This window comes from Pseudomonas sp. P129 (assembly GCF_020312195.1).
GTDB lineage: Bacteria > Pseudomonadota > Gammaproteobacteria > Pseudomonadales > Pseudomonadaceae > Aquipseudomonas > Aquipseudomonas fragariae.
Window position 1 is genome coordinate 336683 of record NZ_JAGPYS010000005.1, and the last position, 19325, is coordinate 356007.

The 19325-nt window shown below is 61.7% G+C and carries 19 protein-coding genes; 9 read left to right on the forward strand and 10 right to left on the reverse strand.

Annotated elements, in window-relative coordinates; translation table 11 throughout:
* Window position 1: 1 nt before the first annotated feature.
* The 4 genes from KBY02_RS15245 to KBY02_RS15260 form a co-directional block, all read right to left on the reverse strand.
* Window positions 2-751 carry a methyltransferase domain-containing protein gene (locus tag KBY02_RS15245; protein ID WP_004407968.1) on the reverse strand — a complete coding sequence of 250 codons (750 nt, stop codon included), beginning with the start codon at window positions 749-751 and terminating at the stop codon, window positions 2-4.
* Window positions 748-1053, reverse strand: a complete 306-nt coding sequence (locus KBY02_RS15250; RefSeq protein ID WP_004407969.1) for a MazG-like family protein — start codon at window positions 1051-1053, stop codon at window positions 748-750. The genes KBY02_RS15245 and KBY02_RS15250 overlap by 4 nt, the downstream gene beginning before the upstream one ends.
* Before the next feature lie 121 nt (window positions 1054-1174).
* Window positions 1175-2032 (reverse strand): MaoC/PaaZ C-terminal domain-containing protein, encoded by an 858-nt coding sequence (locus KBY02_RS15255; protein ID WP_024641338.1) that lies wholly within the window; start codon window positions 2030-2032, stop codon window positions 1175-1177.
* A gap of 30 nt (window positions 2033-2062) precedes the next feature.
* The gene (locus tag KBY02_RS15260; protein ID WP_004407971.1) at window positions 2063-3418 is read right to left on the reverse strand and encodes a 3-oxoacyl-ACP reductase; all 1356 of its coding nucleotides are present in this window, start codon (window positions 3416-3418) and stop codon (window positions 2063-2065) included.
* A 108-nt stretch (window positions 3419-3526) separates the two neighbouring features.
* On the opposite strand from KBY02_RS15260, the gene KBY02_RS15265 reads away from it, so the two are divergent.
* The 3 genes from KBY02_RS15265 (at window position 3527) to KBY02_RS15275 (ending at window position 6698) form a co-directional block, all read left to right on the forward strand.
* Window positions 3527-4804: an acetyl-CoA C-acetyltransferase gene (locus KBY02_RS15265; protein ID WP_004407972.1), complete on the forward strand. Its 1278-nt coding sequence runs from the start codon at window positions 3527-3529 to the stop codon at window positions 4802-4804.
* 185 nt (window positions 4805-4989) lie between these two features.
* The gene (locus tag KBY02_RS15270; protein WP_011266537.1) at window positions 4990-5268 is read left to right on the forward strand and encodes a hypothetical protein; all 279 of its coding nucleotides are present in this window, start codon (window positions 4990-4992) and stop codon (window positions 5266-5268) included.
* Between the two features lie 32 nt (window positions 5269-5300).
* Complete coding sequence (locus KBY02_RS15275) at window positions 5301-6698, forward strand: DUF726 domain-containing protein (protein ID WP_116893403.1); 1398 nt, start codon at window positions 5301-5303, stop codon at window positions 6696-6698.
* A gap of 7 nt (window positions 6699-6705) precedes the next feature.
* Here KBY02_RS15275 and KBY02_RS15280 read toward each other — a convergent pair whose 3' ends face one another.
* On the reverse strand, window positions 6706-7734 hold the full coding sequence (locus tag KBY02_RS15280) for a bile acid:sodium symporter family protein (RefSeq protein WP_024650884.1): 1029 nt from the start codon (window positions 7732-7734) through the stop codon (window positions 6706-6708).
* 84 nt (window positions 7735-7818) lie between these two features.
* Between KBY02_RS15280 and KBY02_RS15285 the strand changes: the two genes are divergently transcribed.
* Together KBY02_RS15285 and KBY02_RS15290 are read left to right on the forward strand one after the other, a co-directional pair.
* Window positions 7819-8622, forward strand: coding sequence for an AraC family transcriptional regulator (locus KBY02_RS15285; RefSeq protein WP_024642166.1), 804 nt, complete (start codon window positions 7819-7821; stop codon window positions 8620-8622).
* Window positions 8623-8866: 244 nt separating this feature from the next.
* Window positions 8867-9763 (forward strand): PA4780 family RIO1-like protein kinase, encoded by an 897-nt coding sequence (locus KBY02_RS15290; protein ID WP_003318655.1) that lies wholly within the window; start codon window positions 8867-8869, stop codon window positions 9761-9763.
* Window positions 9764-10158: 395 nt separating this feature from the next.
* Here KBY02_RS15290 and cueR read toward each other — a convergent pair whose 3' ends face one another.
* The 3 genes from cueR to KBY02_RS15305 all read right to left on the reverse strand — a co-directional run bounded on the left by cueR (window position 10159) and on the right by KBY02_RS15305 (window position 13202).
* Window positions 10159-10557 carry a Cu(I)-responsive transcriptional regulator gene (gene cueR / locus KBY02_RS15295; protein WP_058399235.1) on the reverse strand — a complete coding sequence of 133 codons (399 nt, stop codon included), beginning with the start codon at window positions 10555-10557 and terminating at the stop codon, window positions 10159-10161.
* Window positions 10554-12752: a heavy metal translocating P-type ATPase gene (locus tag KBY02_RS15300; RefSeq protein ID WP_122319774.1), complete on the reverse strand. Its 2199-nt coding sequence runs from the start codon at window positions 12750-12752 to the stop codon at window positions 10554-10556. The genes cueR and KBY02_RS15300 overlap by 4 nt, the downstream gene beginning before the upstream one ends.
* A gap of 69 nt (window positions 12753-12821) precedes the next feature.
* A complete protein-coding gene (locus tag KBY02_RS15305; protein WP_003318651.1) occupies window positions 12822-13202 on the reverse strand; it encodes a hypothetical protein in 381 nt (126 codons plus the stop codon).
* Window positions 13203-13366: 164 nt separating this feature from the next.
* Here KBY02_RS15305 and KBY02_RS15310 point away from each other — a divergent pair, with 164 nt between their 5' ends.
* Window positions 13367-13564: a heavy-metal-associated domain-containing protein gene (locus KBY02_RS15310; protein WP_003366461.1), complete on the forward strand. Its 198-nt coding sequence runs from the start codon at window positions 13367-13369 to the stop codon at window positions 13562-13564.
* A gap of 137 nt (window positions 13565-13701) precedes the next feature.
* On the forward strand, window positions 13702-14898 hold the full coding sequence (locus tag KBY02_RS15315; protein WP_011266545.1) for a multidrug effflux MFS transporter: 1197 nt from the start codon (window positions 13702-13704) through the stop codon (window positions 14896-14898).
* Window positions 14899-14958: 60 nt separating this feature from the next.
* Here the strand turns inward: KBY02_RS15315 and KBY02_RS15320 are convergent, their stop codons facing one another.
* Window positions 14959-15972, reverse strand: coding sequence for a zinc-binding alcohol dehydrogenase family protein (locus tag KBY02_RS15320; RefSeq protein ID WP_003431856.1), 1014 nt, complete (start codon window positions 15970-15972; stop codon window positions 14959-14961).
* A gap of 116 nt (window positions 15973-16088) precedes the next feature.
* Here KBY02_RS15320 and KBY02_RS15325 point away from each other — a divergent pair, with 116 nt between their 5' ends.
* Window positions 16089-17012 (forward strand): LysR family transcriptional regulator, encoded by a 924-nt coding sequence (locus KBY02_RS15325; protein WP_004407991.1) that lies wholly within the window; start codon window positions 16089-16091, stop codon window positions 17010-17012.
* Between the two features lie 436 nt (window positions 17013-17448).
* On the forward strand, window positions 17449-18141 hold the full coding sequence (locus KBY02_RS15330) for an ArsR/SmtB family transcription factor (RefSeq protein WP_004407992.1): 693 nt from the start codon (window positions 17449-17451) through the stop codon (window positions 18139-18141).
* A 159-nt stretch (window positions 18142-18300) separates the two neighbouring features.
* Here the strand turns inward: KBY02_RS15330 and KBY02_RS15335 are convergent, their stop codons facing one another.
* The gene (locus KBY02_RS15335; protein ID WP_024663943.1) at window positions 18301-19254 is read right to left on the reverse strand and encodes an adenosine deaminase; all 954 of its coding nucleotides are present in this window, start codon (window positions 19252-19254) and stop codon (window positions 18301-18303) included.
* Window positions 19255-19325 lie beyond the last annotated feature (71 nt).

Below are 19325 nucleotides of genomic sequence, written 5' to 3' on the forward strand. Positions count from 1 at the left end.
GTCAGACCGGACGGCACATCCAGTGAAGGTATCGACCCAGCCCGGCAAAGGCTGGATGACGCCGATGCGCCAGTTCCATTTCCAGCAGATCCGTCAGCTCGGCCCGAGCCTGGAATTCAACCGGCATGTAATCGTGAAATACCCGCACCCCGCTACGCGTTTCGACTTGCCACAGGCCTTCAAGTTGCGCCGCCAGTTCCCGGGGGTCGAGCGGTTGCTGGGGCGTCAGGCTCTGTTTTTCTCCGGCCATGTCATTTTTGCGCATCTTGCGGAAATGGCCCTTCAGCAGGTTGCGATAGACCAAGGCATCGCGGTTGTAAAACGCCAGCGACAGCCAGCCATCGTCCTTGGTCAGCCGGCGCAGCACCGGGAGGATGCTGTGCGGCTCGGCCAGCCATTCCAGCACGGCGTGGCACAGCACCAGATCATAAGTGTCGCTCAGTAACTCGGGCAGCGCCTGCCACGGGGCCTGAATGAAGGTTGCCGTCTGTCCGGCATCGGCGAAGCGCTGGCGTGCGCCTTCGAGCATCGGCTCGGCGGGTTCGGCCAGGGTCACCTGATGACCCTGTTCGGCCAGCCATAACGACATGTGGCCCAGCCCGGCGCCGATATCCAGTACACGAAGCGGTCGCGCGGGCAGGTTCTCGGTCAGGTCGGCCTGCAGTACTGCCAGACGAATGGCACCCTTGGCACCGCCATAGATCTTTTCTGCAAAACGGGTCGCCAGCTGGTCGAAATGCCGATCACTCACTTGGCAAATCTCCGCTCGCTGTCAGCCAGCTTGTTACGCACCACCGCGTCCATGTCCAGGCCCAGTTCGCTGCACAGCAGCAACAGGTAGAGGACAATGTCGCCGACTTCCTGGCCGGCGTGCTCCAACTGGTCGGCAGGCAGCTCGCGGGACTGGTCTTCGCGCAGCCACTGGAATATTTCCACCAGCTCGGCCATCTCCACACTGGCAGCCATGGCCAGGTTTTTCGGGCTGTGAAATTGTTTCCAGTCATTCTGGTCGCGGATGCGGTGCAGGCGTTGGGTCAACTCGTCGAGGTTCATCATGCTCTCCTGAAGACGCATAGCTTCAGGGGGAACGGGTCGCCAGGCAAGTGGGCGTTGAGGTTTGTTCAGCCGTTGATGGGAGCAGGGCTCCCGTCAGAGGTGTTCATCCGGCTGTGCGTCACTCGCTGACAGGCTGCCAGCTACCGACCATATGCACGATGCCTTCCTGGCCTTCGACACGGAACTGGCCCTGCGAGCCGGCGGCACTGGCCGACAGCGTCACGTCGGCAGGCAGGCGTACAGGCTTCTGGAACTGCACGCTGATCTCGACATTCGAGGCCGGCAAATGCTCGCCCAGCGCCGCGAGCGCCCGGGCCTTGAGCCACATGCCGTGGGCGATGGCGCGTGGAAAACCGAACAGCCTGGCGCTGGGGGCGCTGAGGTGGATCGGGTTGTAGTCGCCCGACACCTTGGCGTACTCGCGGCCTATCTGCGCCGTCGCCCGCCAGTGTTGCAGTTCGCTGAGCGGTAGCGGCTCGGCTTCCGGATAGCTTACCGGGCTGTCTTCCAGATGCACGGCGGTGCACAGCATGGTGCTTTCTTCTTCCCACAACAGCCCCATGCCGTCTTCGGCCTGGGTGACCAGGGTGAACGTCGCCCCCTTGGCATGCGGGCGCAGATCGGTGGCCTGAACGCTGATGTACAACTGGCTCACACCGCCCAGTGGGCGATGCGTGCGGGTGCGATTGGCGAGGTGAATCAGCCCCAGCAGCGGGAACGGAAAGTCCTCGGAGGTCATCAATTGCATTTGCAGCGGAAATGCCAGCACGTGCGGATAGGTCGGAGGCAGCAGGCTGCTCTCTTCGAATCCGCACACTTTGCGGTACGCTTCAAGCTTGTCGGTATCGACCGCAATCCAGCTGCGCAAGCCCAGATCGGGTAGCTGCATCCCGGTGACCTTGCGCCTGAGCGCTGCCTGGATGAACAGGTTGGACAGGGGCTGCAGGGAATTGAGGTAGCGCCAGTGAGCCGTCATCATCCATCTCCTTGAATTCGATGCGGGTGCTTAAGCCCCGATCACGTTTTGACCACATACACGTAGAACCTGACCGCTCACCGCGCCGCTGCCCGGCTGGCTGAACCACGCCACCGCTTCGGCAACGTCCTGTGGCGAGCCGCCCTGACCCAGCGAACTCATGCGCCGCCCGGCTTCACGCAGGGTGAACGGCATGTGCGCGGTCATTTTCGTTTCGATGAAGCCCGGCGCGACGGCGTTGATGCTGATGCCGCGTGACTTGAGCCCGGGGGCCATGGCCCGTGCAAAACCGATCAGACCTGCCTTGCTGGTGGTGTAGTTGGTTTGCCCGCGGTTACCGGCGATACCGCTGATCGAGGCCATGAGCACGATCCGCGCGTTATCCTTCAAGGCTCCCGCGTCGAGCAGTACTTGAGTCAGCACTTGCGGCGCACTGAGGTTGACCGCCAGTACCGAGTCCCAGAAATCTTCCGGCATGTTGACCAGCGTCTTGTCGCGCGTGATGCCGGCGTTGTGCACCAGTATGTCGACGCCGTCGGGCAGGTGTTCGAGCAACTGCGCCGGGGCATCCGCCGCGCAGATATCCAGCGCCAGGGCCTGACCGCCAAGCCGTGAGGCGAGTGCTTCCAGCTCGTTCCTGGTTTGCGGCACATCCAGCAGGATGACCTGCGCGCCGTCACGGGTCAGGGTCTCGGCGATTGACGCGCCGATGCCGCGTGCCGCGCCCGTCACCACTGCCTTGCGCCCGGCCAGCGGGCGGGTCCAGTCCTGCACCTTGCTCGGGCAGGCACTGAGGTGGACGAACTGGCCGGAGATGAACGCAGCCTTGGGCGTGAGGAAGAAGCGCAGGGCGCCCTCCAGTTGATCCTGCGCGTCGTCATCCACCTGCAGCAACTTGACCGTTGCGCCATTGCGCACTTCCTTGGCCAGCGAGCGGCTGAAGCCTTCGATGGCCTGTTGAGTGCTGGCCGCCAGCGGATCAGTGAGTGTCTCGGGTGCCTTGCCGAGAATGACCACATGCGCGCAGTGATCGAGATTGCGCAGCAGCGGCTGAAAGAAGTCCCGCAACTGCCTGAGCTGATCGGTGCGCAGGATCTGGCTGGCGTCGAAAACCACTGCCTTAAGGCGCGGACCCTGGTTGGACACCCACGTCGTGGCACCGGGCATGTCGCTGCCGAAACTGTAAAGCGAGTCGGTCAGGCGGCTGGCGAACTGGCGGACCTGATCCCCCAGCGGTCCTGCGCTGATCAGCAAGGTCCCTTCGACGGGACGCAGACGTCCGGCCTGCCAGCGCTCCAGGTGAGTGGGGGCGGGCAGACCGACGGCCTTCACCAGGCGCCGACCCATGTCGGAGTTGGCGAAATCAATATAGCGATCTGACGGCATGGAACACTCTCCTGAAGTCGGGGTTCAAAGGAATGGACCACGGTGGCATGACGTTTGTTCTTGCGATCGACACGGCTCATTCATTCGCTTGAAGAAAGGGAGTTTTCCATGACGCATCCTCGTCGGGTCGCCATCGTCGGCGGTAACCGCATTCCGTTCGCGCGCTCCAATGGCCCTTATGCCAAGGCCAGCAATCAGGACATGCTCACGGCTGCTCTGGAAGGGCTGATCGAGCGCTTCAATCTGCACGGGCTGCGCATGGGCGAGGTGGTGACGGGCGCAGTGCTCAAACACTCCAGAGACTTCAACCTGACCCGCGAATGCGTGCTCGGCTCGCGGCTCTCGGCACAGACCCCGGCTTACGACATTCAGCAAGCGTGTGGTACGGGGCTGGAAGCGGCGTTGCTGGTGGCCAACAAGATCGCTCTGGGGCAGATCGAGTGCGGTATTGCCGGTGGCGTGGACACCACGTCCGATGCACCGATCGGCGTCAACGAGGGGCTGCGCAAGATCCTGCTGCAGGTAAACCGCAGCAAGACGCCCGGTGACAAGCTCAAAGCCCTGATGCAGTTGCGCCCACACCACCTCAAACCGGAGCTGCCGCGTAACGGCGAGCCGCGTACGCGCTTGTCGATGGGCCAGCATTGCGAGCTGATGGCGCAGACCTGGGGCATAGAGCGCGGGCCGCAGGATCAACTGGCGCTCGAGAGCCATCTGAAAATGGCCGCGGCCTACGCCGAGGGCTGGCAGGATGATTTGATGACGCCGTATCTGGGGCTGATCCGTGACAACAACCTGCGTCCGGACCTGACGCTTGAAAAGCTCGCCGGCCTCAAGCCCGCGTTCGAGCGCAGCGCCAAGGGCACCTTGTCGGCGGGCAATTCGACACCGCTGACCGATGGCGCATCGGTGGTGTTGCTGGCCAGCGAGGAATGGGCTCGCGAGCGGGGCCTGCCGGTGCTGGCCTACTGGCGTGATGGCGAGGCCGCAGCGGTGGATTTCGTCAACGGTGCAGAAGGGCTGCTGATGGCGCCGGTCTACGCCGTTCCGCGTCTGCTGGCCCGCAATGGCCTGACCCTTCAGGACTTCGATTACTACGAAATCCATGAAGCCTTCGCCGCGCAGGTGCTATGCACCCTCAAGGCCTGGGAAGACGCCGACTACTGCAAAACCCGTCTGGGCCTGGACGCGCCGCTGGGGTCGATTGATCGCAGCAAACTGAACGTCAAGGGCAGCTCGCTGGCTGCCGGCCACCCGTTCGCGGCGACCGGAGGCCGCATCGTCGCCAACCTGGCCAAGCTGCTGGATGCGGCAGGCAGCGGACGTGGATTGATTTCCATCTGTGCTGCAGGCGGCCAGGGCGTGACGGCGATTCTGGAGCGTTAGGCAAATGCTGGGGTCATGGGCATAATCCACAACTGACTTACGCAGAGCATGGGCACTATCGCGGTCTACCTGACGACTATCGTTCCTCACGCTCCGGCGTGGGAATGCATGTCGTGGCGCTCCGTGTCACACCCGTGCGTGGGATGATCAATCAGCATTATTGGCCTGTAACGTTGAGGTAAGGCATGGGGTTCATTATTGGCGTATCGGTACTGCTGATTCTGATCGGCACCGTGTTCTATCTGTTCGACAAAGGCGCGCGCACTCGCTGGCTGAGGCCTTATATCGGGCTGATGCTGATCGGTTTGCTGATCGGCGGGATGGGCTTGCTGGTGGGGCTGGTCTCCGATGAAATAGAGGTTTATTTCCTGCTGGTGGCCAAATGGGTCATCGCGGTGACCGGTATCATGTTCTGCCTGCGACTGATCGTACTGATCGCCAAGCGCTTCATCGCCAGCAATTGAGCGTGCAATCCGCCCATGTGTGACAGGACAACGTGGAAAATCATTTCAAGTTTCTGACCCTGCCCAAGACCTCGGGCGAGGTCGCCAACGTCTTCATTCACGGCTACTCGTCAGGGCATGATCTGGATGACCGACGCCTGTTGGCCAACAGCATCCCCGGCGCCTTGCGCCAGAGTGTGAACATTCTGGCGTTCTGGCCATCCAGCCATTTCACCCAGATGGGCAACCGTTCCCGTGGCCTGCTGATGGCGGCTGCCCGAGTGCACCCGCTCGCGGGCGCGGCGGCGCTGGCGGGGGACCGGGTCGTTCATTTTGCGCGTATCCGCAACCGTGCCCGCGACATGGGCAAGGTGCTGTTGGCGCAGCTGGATCGCTACCTGTTCGAACATCATCCCGACGTCAGGCAGGTCAATCTGATCGGCCATTCACTGGGCGGCCGGCTGCTGGTCAGCGCGCTCAAGGAGCTGCAGCAGACACCCGAACACGGGCTGGTGGTGGGCGACGTATTGCTGATGGCCGCTGCCGTACGCATCGATGCTGCCGAGGCCGAGCGGCTCAAGCAGAAAATCAGCGGACGGCTGATCAATGCGTACTCCACGGAAGATCATGTGCTGTTGCTGAATCTCGGCGAGAAGAGCCTGGGACGTACGCCGGTCGAGCACTTCGAGAACGTGCGCATGCGGGGTTATCGCCATCACCATTACTGGCAGCGCTTGCAGGAAGTGCTGATTGCCACTCGCTTCAGTGGCTGTGAAGGGCTGGAAACCGGCGTTGCGGTGCTACCGACAATGACTCGCGACCCGGTCCTGCAGGACGTCTGGCTGCACAGCGTTCTGGCCCGTTCGCCGGACTACGTGCTGGAGGCGGCCATCAAGCATTTGCGCAGCAGTCGCTGGACGCGCCTCAAGGCCACTGAAGCGGACCGCACTTACGCCTTCGTGCGCGAATTCCAGCTGGTCGCCGGGCACTTTCTGATCAATGCCGCCCGGCGTCGTGGCGTGCCCTATACGCGAGTGCTGGGCATGCTGGCGCGGCAATACGGTCTGGGCGATGCGCTGCACCAGTGCGCGACAGTGGTCGAAGTGGAAGAGTTGCTGCTCAGAACGTTCTTTCGCCATGCGTTCAACAGCGCGCACCCGCTGGTGCAGATGCCGCGTGCCAGTGTCCGCGCGATGAGCTGGGATATCTATGCCGCGCATGTCGATGCACTGGCCGAGCGCCTGACCGTGGCGGCGTTTTTCAAGACCGCGCAGCCCGACGAGGCGCCCGTCGCGGTCAAGGGCTTGCTCGGTGCAATTCGCCAGGCCCCGGTGCAACGCTTGTTGACGCACTTCGGCACTGCGCTGCGACCGGGTTATTCCGCACTGATCCCCACCGTGGCGATCGTCTTCTACGCGCGCGTCACGCTGGATGATGACGCGCTGATGTAAGCCGCAATCACGCGGCGCGAGCTTCTTCCAGGGCGGCGGCCGAAAGCTGCTGGCGATGACGACTGGCGTAGCTCTCGGCGATGATCGAGCACACGATCAGCTGCATCGGGTGGTAGATCATGATCGGCAACAGAATCAGGCCAAGCCCCGGATTGCTGCCGAAAATCAGCGCAGCCATCGGCGCGCCTGCAGCAAGGGACTTCTTGGTGGCGCAGAACACCGCCGCGACCTTGTCGGCATGATCGAACTTGAGCACCCGCGCCGTGCGGGTGGTCATCAACAGGATCACCGCCAGCAGCAGCGCGGTGCCGATGAACGCGGTCAGGATCACGCTGTTGCCCTGGCTTTGCCACATGCCGGAGATCATCGAGTTGCAGAACGCCGCATACACCAGCAGCAGAATCACCAGCTTGTCGATCAGGTTGGTGTATTTCTTGTGACGGGCGAAGAACTTGCCCAGCAGCGGCCGCATTAACTGGCCAAGCACCAGTGGCAGCAGGAGCATGGCGCACAGGTCGAGCAGCGTATCGCCCAGATCGATCCCGCCAGCGCCGGTGCCGACCACCAGGCTGACCAGCCACGGGGTGATGAAAATCCCGATGACACTGGACATGCTGGCATTGAGAATCGCTGCCGGGACATTGCCGCCTGCGCTGCCGGTCAGCGCCACAGAGGAGGAGATGGTCGAGGGCAGGGCGCACAGGTAGAGGAAGCCCAGCATCAGCAGCGCTGGCACCTGCGAGCCCAGCAGCTTGTTGCACGCCAGCCAGATCAGCGGGAACACCACGAAGGTGAAGACCTGGATCATCACGTGCAAGCGCCAGTTGGTCAGGCCTTTCTTGATCTGCTCGCTGGACAGATTCACGCCATGCAGAAAGAACACTACGAACACGCCGACCTTGATGACGTACTCAGCGTGCATGCTGCCGCCGGTAGCCCCGAAACGCGGGAAGAAATAGGCGAGTACCGTCGCCAGCACCATGCCCCAGAGGAACCAGTCGGTGGCGACGCGCTTGAAGTGTTTGAGTGATTGCATAGGGGGCCGGAGAATTTTTGTAAACAGAGAGGCGTGCAGGCTACTCTGTTGCTCCATAGCCGTCTTGCGACATAAGGCCATAAGATGCCGAGTAACGGACAGATCAATCAGCGACAGCTCACAGGCGAACGGCAGATACCGGCCTTGTCCGGCCTGCCGCGCCCGCTGTATGCCCGTGCCGAAAGCCTCAGCGCCGGTTCCTGGACGCCGCCCCATCGCCATGACTGGGTGCAGTTTTCCTACGCGATCAGCGGGGTTCTGGGTGTGCATACCGCCGAGGGCAGTTTCTTTGCGCCGCCGCAGTGGGGCGTCTGGGTGCCTGCCGGGCTCGAGCATGAGGTGGTGACCTCCATGCGCGCCGAAATGCGCAGCCTGTACATTCGCACGGCAGATTCGGGGTGGGCACCGCAGCGCTGCAGGGTACTGGAAGTCACGCCACTGGCCCGCGAGCTGATCAAGAGCTTCTGCCTGTTGCCCGTGGATTATCCCGAGCAGGACAGCCATGAGGCGCGGCTGGTGCAGGTGCTGCTGGATCAACTGGCGCAACTGCCCGAAGTGGGTTTTTCACTGCCGTTGCCACGTCATCCGCGTTTGCTGGGGCTGTGCAATGAGTTGATCGAAGAGCCGGGGCGCTTGATCACCCTGCACGACTGGGCCGCCCGCCTCGGGACCTCCGAGAAGACGCTGATGCGCCTGTTTCAGCGCGAAACCGGATTGAGCTTTCGTGGCTGGCGGCAGCGGGCACGGCTGCTGTCTTCGCTGTCTGCACTGGAAGAGGGCGCCAGTGTGACGCAGACCGCGCTGGCCTGCGGTTATGACTCGACGTCAGCGTTCATCGCAGCCTTCAAGGGTTTGTTCGGCCACACCCCCGGTGACTTGTTCAAGTAAGGCGTGGATGCCTTGTGCACTAACGAGTGCATCTAACGCTGTTTTTTCTGCTTTTACATGTTTTGTCCCGGAATATCTTTCACCGGCTGTACGGCACGAAAGGTGCTTTAAACCGGGGGATTGCGTGGTTTTTTCTTAAAAAACCTTTCAATCCACAGGGGGTTACCCCTACTCGCTGGCGGAGGATTGCCGTATAACGGCAACAATCGCGTATCTGGCAACAAAGGACCCACAATAAAAGCTGATGAAAACTCCTAAACGCATTGAACCCCTGATCGAAGACGGTCTGGTCGACGAGGTGCTGCGCCCGCTCATGAGTGGTAAAGAGGCAGCTGTTTATGTGGTGCGTTGCGGCAATGAGCTGCGGTGTGCCAAGGTTTACAAGGAGGCTAACAAACGCAGTTTCCGTCAGGCGGCCGAGTATCAGGAAGGTCGCAAGGTACGCAACAGCCGTCAGGCCCGCGCCATGGCCAAGGGCTCGAAGTTCGGGCGCAAGGAAACCGAAGACGCTTGGCAGAATGCCGAAGTGGCTGCGCTGTTTCGTCTGGCCGGCGCAGGTGTCCGGGTGCCCAAGCCGTACGACTTCCTGGAAGGCGTGCTGCTCATGGAACTGGTAGCTGACGAGTATGGCGATGCAGCGCCGCGTCTGAACGACGTCGTGCTGGAGCCGGATCAGGCGCGCGAGTATCACGCATTCCTGATCGAGCAGATCGTGCTGATGCTGTGTGCCGGTCTGGTGCACGGTGACCTGTCCGAGTTCAACGTGCTGCTGGCGCCGTCCGGCCCGGTCATCATCGACTTGCCGCAAGCGGTCGATGCCGCGGGCAATAACCACGCGTTCAGCATGCTGGAGCGCGACGTCGGCAACATGGCGCTGTACTTCGGCAGATTCGCGCCGGAGCTCAGAAAGACCAAGTACGCCAAGGAAATGTGGTCGTACTACGAGGCAGGCACCTTGTCGCCCGCCACGGTGCTGACCGGTGAATTCGATGAGCCTGAGGACGAAGCCGATGTGGGCGGCGTACTGCGCGAAATCGAAGCCGCCCGCCTCGACGAAGCCCGCCGCCAGGCAGCTCGTGCGGCAGACGACGCGCCACCGAGCAAATCCACCGAAGAGCCACCGCCGCCGTGGATGCAGTAAGGCCCTTTCGCGAGCAAGCTCGCTCCCACAGGGAGTGCGTGTGGCAGGCGCTCCGTCGAGTGATGCAGTAAGTAAGACCACTGTGGGAGCGAGCTTGCTCGCGAAGACGATGTATCACGCGCGCTGTTTTCGGAGCCTGTACCGGCCCTTTCGCGAGCAAGCTCGCTCCCACAGGAAGTGCGTGTGGCAGGCGCTCCGCCGATTGCATGCAGTAAGCCCCTTGTGGGAGCGNGCATGCAGTAAGCCCCTTGTGGGAGCGAGCTTGCTCGCGAAGACGATGTATCAGGCGCACTGTTTTCGAAGGCTGTACCGGCCCTTTCGCTAGCAAGCTCGCTCCCACGGAGCGCGTGCAGGCGCTCTATCGAGTGGATGCGGTGAGACCCTTGTGGAAGTGGCTAGCAACACCCGCCCGATGCCAGGTCCTTGAGGATCGGGCAGTCGGGGCGGTCGTCGCCGTGGCAGTGTTCCACCAGTTCCTGAAGCGTGTCGCGCAGGCTCGCCAATTCGTCGATTTTGCGGTTCAGCTCGGCGATGTGCTGGCGGGCCAATGCCTTGACGTCGGCGCTGGCCCGTTGGCGGTCCTGCCAGAGGGTCAGCAGTTTGCCGACCTCTTCCAGCGAAAACCCCAGGTCCCTTGAGCGCTTGATGAACGCCAGCGTGTGCAGATCGTCCGCGCTGTACAGGCGATAGCCGCTGTCGCTGCGATGGGCCGCTTGCAGCAAACCGATGGACTCGTAATAGCGGATCATCTTCGCGCTCAAGCCACTGTTTTTCGCCGCCTGACCGATATTCATGGTGCGTCCTCCAGGTCGCGGGGTTTCCAGGTTTTCAGCAGCAGCGCATTGCTCACCACGCTGACGCTCGACAGCGCCATCGCCGCGCCCGCCAATACCGGATTGAGATAGCCCAGTGCCGCGAGGGGAATGCCGATCAGGTTGTAGACGAACGCCCAGAACAGGTTCTGGCGGATTTTCGCGTAGGTCCTCCGGCTGATGTCCAGAGCCGCCGGAACCAGTCGCGGGTCGCCGCGCATCAGGGTGATGCCCGCTGCATGCATGGCGACATCGGTCCCGCCGCCCATCGCGATACCGACATCCGCTGCCGCCAGCGCCGGAGCATCGTTGATGCCGTCACCGACCATCGCCACCACATGGTAGCTTTTCAGTTGAGTGACGGTGGCCGCCTTGTCGGCAGGCAATACTTCGGCATGCACATCGTGTATGCCCAATGCCCTGGCAACCACCTGAGCACTGCCCCGGTTATCGCCGGTCAGCAGATGGCTGCTGATGCCGCGCGCATTCAGCGCTTTGATTGCCTGATCGGTTCCAGGCTTGAGCGTGTCACCGAAGGCGAACATACCGATCACTTTCGGCTCCGGAGCCTGCTCGATCAGCCAGGACAGCGTGCGCCCCTCGGCTTCCCAGATGCGTGCGGACTCGGCCAGATCGCCCATCGGCAGGCCGCTGTCCTCCAGCAAGCGTCGATTGCCCAGCGCCAGTTCACGGCCCTCAACGGTGCCGGCGATGCCCCGACCGCTCAGGACGCGGCTGTTTTGCGCGGCATCAGGCTTGAGTTGCCATTCATGACAGACATCCAGCACCGCTCTGGCCAAGGGGTGTTCACTGCCGCGTTGCAGCGCGCCCGCCAGTTGCAGAAGGTGTTCTTCATTGCCCAGCACCGCGCTCATGTTGGTGATACGCGGCGTGCCCGAAGTCAGCGTGCCGGTCTTGTCGAACACCACGGCATCGACCTCGTGAGCCCGTTCCAGCGCTTCGGCGTCCTTGATCAGAATGCCGTAACGCGCTGCCACACCGGTCCCGGCCATGATCGCTGTCGGCGTCGCCAGGCCCAGGGAGCAAGGGCAGGCGATCACCAGTACGGCAACGGCATTGATCAGCGCGACTTCCAGCGAGGCACCGACCAGCAGCCAGCCGGCCAGTGTGAACAAGGCAATCACCAGCACGGTGGGCACGAACACCTGGCTGACTTTATCCACCAGCTTCTGGATCGGGGCTTTGCCTGCCTGAGCGTCTTCGACCAGACGAATGATGCGCGCCAGCACCGTTTCCGCGCCCAGCGCGGTGGTCCTGATCAACAATTGGCCTTCGCCATTGATTGCCCCGCCGGTGACCTTGTCGCCCGGTTGCTTGACCACCGGCAGGCTTTCACCGGTGATAAGCGCTTCGTCGGCATGGCTGCGGCCTTCGACCACTTCGCCGTCCACCGGGAAGCGCTCGCCGGGTTTGACCAGCACCCGATCATCGAGCTGCAGCGCGCTGATCGCGACGTCCTGTTCGAGGCCATCGACTACCCGCAGGGCGCGCTCCGGGCGCAGCGCTTCGAGGGCGCGGATGGCACTGGCGGTCTGGCGCTTGGCGCGGCTTTCCAGGTATTTGCCCAACAGCACCAGCGCGATCACCACCGCCGATGCTTCGAAATACAGGTGCGGCGTCGTTCCGGGCGCAGCGTGCAGCCATTGATAGACGCTCAGGCCGTAGCCGGCGCTGGTACCGATCGCGACCAGCAGGTCCATATTGCCGGCACCTGCGCGCACGGCTTTCCAGGCGGCTACGTAAAAACGTGCGCCAAGGATGAACTGCACCGGCGTCGCCAGCGCAAATTGCACCCACGCAGGCAGCATCCAGTGCACGCCCAGCGGTGACAACAACATCGGCAGGATCAACGGCAGCGCCAGCGCGATGGCCAGCAGCAAGGCCCAGCGTTCGTGGTGCAGGTGACGGGCTTTCTGGCCGGCGTCGGCGTGACGATCCTGGTTCAGCGTGGCGCTATAACCGGCACGGCTGACGGCGTCGATCAGGGTTTGCGGATCGGTGTGCGCTGCGGTGTCTACGTGGGCGCGTTCATTGGCCAGGTTGACCGTCACGCTGTTGACCCCCGGCACTTTGGCCAGGGCACGCTCGACCCGACCTGCGCAACTGGCGCAGGTCATGCCGCTGATCGGCAGGTCGAAGGTGGTGGTGTCTTGCATGTGAATCACTCCCTGAGGCTGGCTACCTGCAAGGATCAACCTTGCCATACGGGCAAGGTCAAGCGCGAATCAATAGTTGAGGTCGGCTTTCTTGAGGTACATCCCGTTCAGGTCGGCGGCGATGCGGTACTTGAGAATATCCCCCGCACGCAGCTGGATCTTGGTGCTGCGCGGCGCTTCCATGCCGGGCTCACAGCCCACGACATTGCCGCGCAGGGTGCTCAGCCGCACCGAGACTTCACCGGCAGGCAGGTTGAAGGACACCGAGTCTTCCTGATACAGCCTGCCGGCCAGACGGTCCTGTACGTAGATGCCGATCTCGCAGGAAGTCGCGACTTCCAGGCGCTCTCGGGAAATGATCAGAATGCCGTAGTCCTGAGCCGCCTGAGTGGCAGGTGTGATAGCCAGGAAACCGAGAATGCTGAAGAGGCTGACTGCTGACCAGCGCATCGCTGATACTCCTGATGTAAATGTGGCTGACGATAGAGGTGTCGATAACCCAGCTTGGCTCACGATTACGCCGAATGCCAGCCCGGCAGCAATGGCAGAAACTTGACCTTGCCATGATGACAAGGTTGAAGATGCTCGCTGTTCATCACTGAAGGAGTGACATCATGCAGTTATTCAACGTTCAAGGCATGACCTGCGGGCATTGTGTTCGCGCGGTGACCGAGGCCATCAAACATGACGACCCGAGTGCCGATGTTCAGGTCGAACTGGCCAGCAAGCAGGTCAAGGTGCAAAGCAGCCTGTCGCCCGAGCGGATTGTCAGTTTGATCAGCGAAGAGGGTTATCAGGCGCAGCCGGCATGACCCTGCCCCGGGAGATCGATGCGGTCTCCCGGTCTGTAAACATTGAAAAGTTTTGAATTAATTCCCCCGTTCGTCGTTCTCTGCAAGGTAAGCCGGGTAAACTAGCCCGTTGCTCTGCATCTGTGAATGGACACCCGATGAATCTACGAACGATCCTTATCCTTGGCTCATTGAGCGCCTTCGGCCCTCTGGCCATCGACTTCTATCTTCCTGGCTTTCCGGCCATGGCCTCGTATTTCGGGACCGATGAAAAACACGTACAACTGACCCTGGCGGCCTACTTTCTGGGACTTTCCCTGGGGCAACTGGCCTATGGCCCGGTGGCTGACCGGTTCGGTCGGCGCATTCCGCTGCTGGTCGGTGTAACCCTGTTCATGCTTGCCTCGGTCGCCTGCGCCTTTGCGCCGAGTCTTGAATGGCTGATTGCCGCGCGCTTCGTGCAGGCGTTGGGCGGCTGTGCCGGGATGGTCTTGTCACGCGCCATCGTCAGCGACAAGTGCAACGCCGTCGAGTCGGCCAAGGTCTTCTCGCAACTGATGCTGGTCATGGGCCTGGCACCGATTCTGGCCCCGATGCTGGGTGGTGTGCTGGTCAGTACCTTTGGCTGGCAATCGATCTTCGTCAGCCTTGCCCTGTTCAGCGGTGCCTGCCTGGCGGCGGTTGCGCTGGGGTTGCCGGAAAGCATGCCGGCCACCACACCGCGTCAGCCATTGAGCGGCGCGCTGGGCCAGTACCTCAATCTGTTCAAGGACGGTGTGTTCATCGGTCACGCGCTGACCGGCGGCATCGCCATGGCCGGGATGTTCGCCTACGTCGCAGGCTCGCCGTTTGTGTTCATCAAACTGTATGGCGTGCCTGCCGAGCACTACGGCTGGCTGTTCGGGATGAATGCGGCGGGCTTCATTCTGGTGGCGCAGATCAACGCGCGTATCTTGCGCAAGACCGGCCCGGCGTTTTTGCTGTCGCGCACGGTCTGGATTTATCTGGCTGCCGGGCTGGTGTTGCTGGCGATCAGCGGGCTGCGCACCGAGGCGCTTTGGCCACTGCTGGTGCCGCTGTTCATCTGCGTGGCAAGCCTGGGCTGCATCATCCCCAATGCGTCGGCCTGCGCCATGAATGGCCAATGGGCGCGCGCGGGCAGTGCCTCGGCGTTGCTGGGTTGTCTGCAATTCAGCGTTGCCGCCGTCGCTGCCAGTCTGGTGGGCGTGCTGCATGATGGCACGGCCACACCGATGGCGCTGGTCATCAGCCTGTGCGGCGTGCTGACCGTGGGCCTCTCGGTGCTGACGCGACGTGCGCAGGCCCGGCGCGACGCATCGCTCCAGACCGCCTGATCGCCAAAGCGGTGGTATCAGTCGCGCCGGGCGTGACTGACACCACCGATTTCAGACGGCTCAGAAACCTTCCAGTACGACCTTGCCCTTGGCCTTGCCGCTTTCCAGCAGGGCATGAGCGCGGCGCAGGTTTTCGGCATTGATGGTGCCGAAGTGCTCGCCAAAGGTGGTTTTCAGCGTCCCGGCGTCGATCAGCTCGGCAACCCGATTGAGCAGGTTGTGCTGCTCGATCATGTCCTCGGTTTCGAACATCGACCGCGTGTACATGAATTCCCAGTGCAGCGACAGGCTCTTGCGCTTGAGCTTCGACACGTCCAGCGACTTGGGATCGTCGATCAGCGCGAGCTTGCCTTGTGGCTTGAGCGCTTCGACGAGCTGATCCAGATGCTGTTCGGTCTGGGTCAGGCTGGCGACATGAGTCACGTGGTTCAGGCCGACGCGTTTGAGTTCTTCGCTCAGCGGCTTGCTGTGATCCAGCACATGGTGCGCGCCCAGTTCGCTGACCCAGCTTTCGGTTTCGGGCCGCGAGGCGGTGCCGATGACTTTCAGCGATGTCAGTTTGCGCGCCAGTTGGGTGAGGATCGAACCCACGCCACCGGCGGCGCCGACGATCAGCAGGCTGTGTGCGCCTTCACCTTTTTGCTGCGGGATCTGCAATCTCTCGAACAGCAGTTCCCAGGCGGTGATGGCTGTCAACGGCAGCGCTGCGGCATGGGCGAAGCTCAGGGTCTTCGGCATGTGGCCGACGATGCGTTCGTCCACCACGTGCAGCTCGCTGTTGGCACCTGGCCGGGTCAGGGAACCGGCATAGAACACTTTGTCGCCCGGTTTGAACAGTGTGACCTGGCTGCCGACGGCTTTCACCACACCCGCCACGTCCCAGCCGAGCACCTTGCCTGCACCGTCTTCAGGCTGGACGTTCTGGCGGATCTTGGTGTCCACCGGGTTTACAGAGATGGCCTTGACCTCGACCAGCAGATCGCGATCGCCAGCCACCGGCTCGGGCAGCTCGATATCCTGCAATGATTTCACGTCGCTGATGGGCAGGGACTGGTAGTACGCAATGGCTTTCATGTCAGGGCCTCTCCAAAGAAAAAAGTGATGAAGAGATCATTGGCTATTTCAAGTAAAGATAAAACCCGCTAAAACGGTAGGCTCTTTCAATTTTATTTTGATAATAAGAGGGCGTGATGCTGCGTTTTGATGACTTGCAGTTGTTCGTACGTGCGGCGGATCTGGGCAGCCTTTCTGCCGCAGCGCGGGTCATGGACATGTCTGCGGCGGTTGCCAGCGCGGCGCTCAAGCGTATTGAACGGCAGTTGGGGACGCGCTTGCTGGCCCGCTCGACGCGCAGCCTGCGCCTGACCGCCGAAGGTGAGGGGTTTCTGGAATACGCCCGCGCTGCACTGGGCAGCCTCGAGGAGGGGCGGCGCTTGCTGGCCAGCAGCCAGGACCGTTGCGAGGGCGTGCTGCAACTCTCGGCGCCGTCGGACCTGGGGCGCAACGTGCTGTTGCCGTGGCTCGACGAATTTCAACAGCAGCATCCGCAACTGACCGTGCGTCTGCTGCTGGGTGATCGTATTGCCGATCTGTTCCGCCAGCCTGTCGACGTGGCGCTGCGCTACGGCGAGCCGGAAGATTCCAGCCTGGTCGCACTGCCAGTGTTGCCTGACAACCGCCGGGTATTGTGTGCGGCGCCGAGTTACCTGCAGCGTCATGGCGAGCCGCATCAGGTCGAGCAACTGGCGCAGCATAACTGCTTGCTGTTCATGCTCGGCGATCGCGTTCATGACCGTTGGACGCTGAACGACGGCAAGCGCGAAATCAGCCTGACGGTCAGCGGCAACCGGTTCAGCGACGATGCCGACGTCGTGCGCCGCTGGGCGGTTGCAGGTGAAGGTGTGGCGTACAAATCCTGGCTGGACGTGGCCGCAGATGTGCGGGCCGGGCACCTGAAAGTGTTGATGCCTGACCTGGTCGGGGAGCGGGCGCCGTTGAACCTGTTGTGCGCGCATCGGGCGCAACTCAGTAAGCCTGTCATTCTGTTACTGGAAATGCTCAGGTCACGGTGTAAGCAACATGCTGTAGGTCTGTCGTCCGCAAACTTGTTTTAATCGCCGCGTCCCGGTAGGAAATAGCCTTCGGAAGTGTCGGAAAATATAATTTTCAAAGGCATTTCAATAACGTGAAGTTTCACTGCCGGGACAAAGTTGAAACTGACTGTTGTTGAGTGGATTTGGCATTTTTGTCATAGCCATTACGCTTGTCTTTTTAATCCCCTTTTGAAGTGTCGCTGCAAACCCCTTGTATAGAGGGGTTGCGGCGTAGTCGCGGGTACAACTTGGTGTTGAAGGAGTGCGCCACAGTTGGGCGATTTTTTGCGTCGTGGTGTGCCCGCAGTGTGTAGGAGGCGCTTTTCACCCAGCGGGGGCGCAGGGCATAGAGTTTATACTTGTCATTACATATAAGAGCCACGTTGAACTCTACCGAGGCGTGATTGCTTTCACCCAGTCATCACCATAGATGAATGTTTCAACAGGGAGTGAACACATGGAATACGGACCTTGCATCAGCCAGATCGCAACTTTGCTGGCCGACCCCAAGCGCAGCGCAATGATCTGGGCACTGATGGATGGTACTGCTCGCCCTGCCGACGAATTGGCAATCCTGGCGGGACTCTCGACTTCTTCTGCTGGCGCTCATCTGGCGCGGCTGACCAGCGGTGGTCTGTTGAAACAGGAGGTTCGCGGCCGCAAGCGTTTCTTTCGCCTCGCTGCGCCGGAAGTGGGGGCCGCGGTCGAGGCGCTGGCCTGTGCCTCGCTGGCCAGTACTGAACAGATCAATCGTCGCTTTGCCCAGCCTCGGCCGCCCTTGCCGCTGCGCCGTGCAAGAATCTGCTCCGATCATCTGGGTGGCGAAATGGCTGCCGAGCTTTATCAGCGCTTGCTGGAAGCCGGCTGGATAGAACAGCAGGAGAAGCGCGTCGAGGTCACCAGCAAGGGGGTGGCCAGATTTGCCGAACGCGGCATCTACATACCCGCACTGGCGCAACGCAAGCGTGAAACGGTGTGTGTCTGTCCGAAGTGGAACGATCGCAATCCGCATCTTGGCGGCGCGCTGGGGGCGGGGTTGTTGCAGCTGTTCATTCAGATGGGCTGGCTGCGCACCACTGAAGAGTCCAGCACCTTGCAGGTCTCATCCAGTGGGCAGCGGGAAATCAGCAAGATCGCAGCGGCGGCCTGACTGGAGCGGTGGGTGTTGCTCGCTCCACCAACATCGTGCCACCGCTCCGCGTAGGCATGCAGTTCCGTACGCTCCGCGTCCTCTTGCGACGCAGAGCGTCGCGAAAGGCATTGCCACGCGGAGCGTGAGGAACGATGGGGATAGCCGCTCAATCACTCTCTAGGGCTTGACCAGTCGTGCATCCAGGCTGTTTTGCGCCAGGCGTCTGGCCTGATCTTCGGTCATGCCCAGGTGGGTGTACAGCGCGTGGAAGTTTTCGGTCACGTAGCCACCGAAGTAGGCCGGGTCGTCCGAATTGACGGTGACCTTCACGCCGCGCTCGAGCATGTCGAGGATGTTGTGCTGGGCCATGTCGTCGAACACGCAAAGCTTGGTATTGGACAGCGGGCAGACGGTCAGCGGGATCTGTTCGTCGATGATGCGCTGCATCAGCCGCTCGTCTTCGATGGCGCGAACACCGTGGTCGATGCGCTGGATCTTCAGCAGGTCCAGTGCTTCCCAGATGTATTCCGGCGGACCTTCTTCTCCGGCGTGGGCCACGGTCAGGAAGCCCTCGTTGCGCGCGCGATCGAACACACGCTGGAACTTGCTTGGCGGGTGACCCATTTCCGAGCTGTCGAGGCCTACGGCGACGAACGCATCACGGAACGGCAGCGCCTGATCGAGGGTTTTTTCGGCCTCTTCCTGGGACAGGTGACGCAGGAAGCTCAGGATCAGGCCGCTGTCGACGCCCAGCTTCGACTTGCCGTCTTTCAGCGCACCGGTAATCCCGGCCAGTACCACTTCGAACGGGATGCCACGGTCTGTGTGGGTTTGCGGATCGAAGAACGGTTCGGTGTGAATAACGTTCTGTGCCTTGCAGCGCAGCAGGTAGGCCCAGGTCAGGTCGTAGAAGTCCTGCTCGGTGCGCAATACGTCTGCGCCCCGGTAATACAGGTCGAGGAATTCCTGCAGGTTGTTGAAGGCATATGCCTTGCGCAGGGTTTCGACGTCATCCCACGGCAGGGCAATCCTGTTGCGCTCGGCCAGGGCGAACAGCAACTCGGGTTCCAGCGAGCCTTCGAGGTGCAAGTGCAGTTCTGCCTTGGGCAGGGCGTTCAACCAGTCGTACATATTCTTTTCTCATCAGGTGCAGATCCCGGGCATTCTACAGATGCACGTCGCTGCGCAGGGTAAAACCTGAC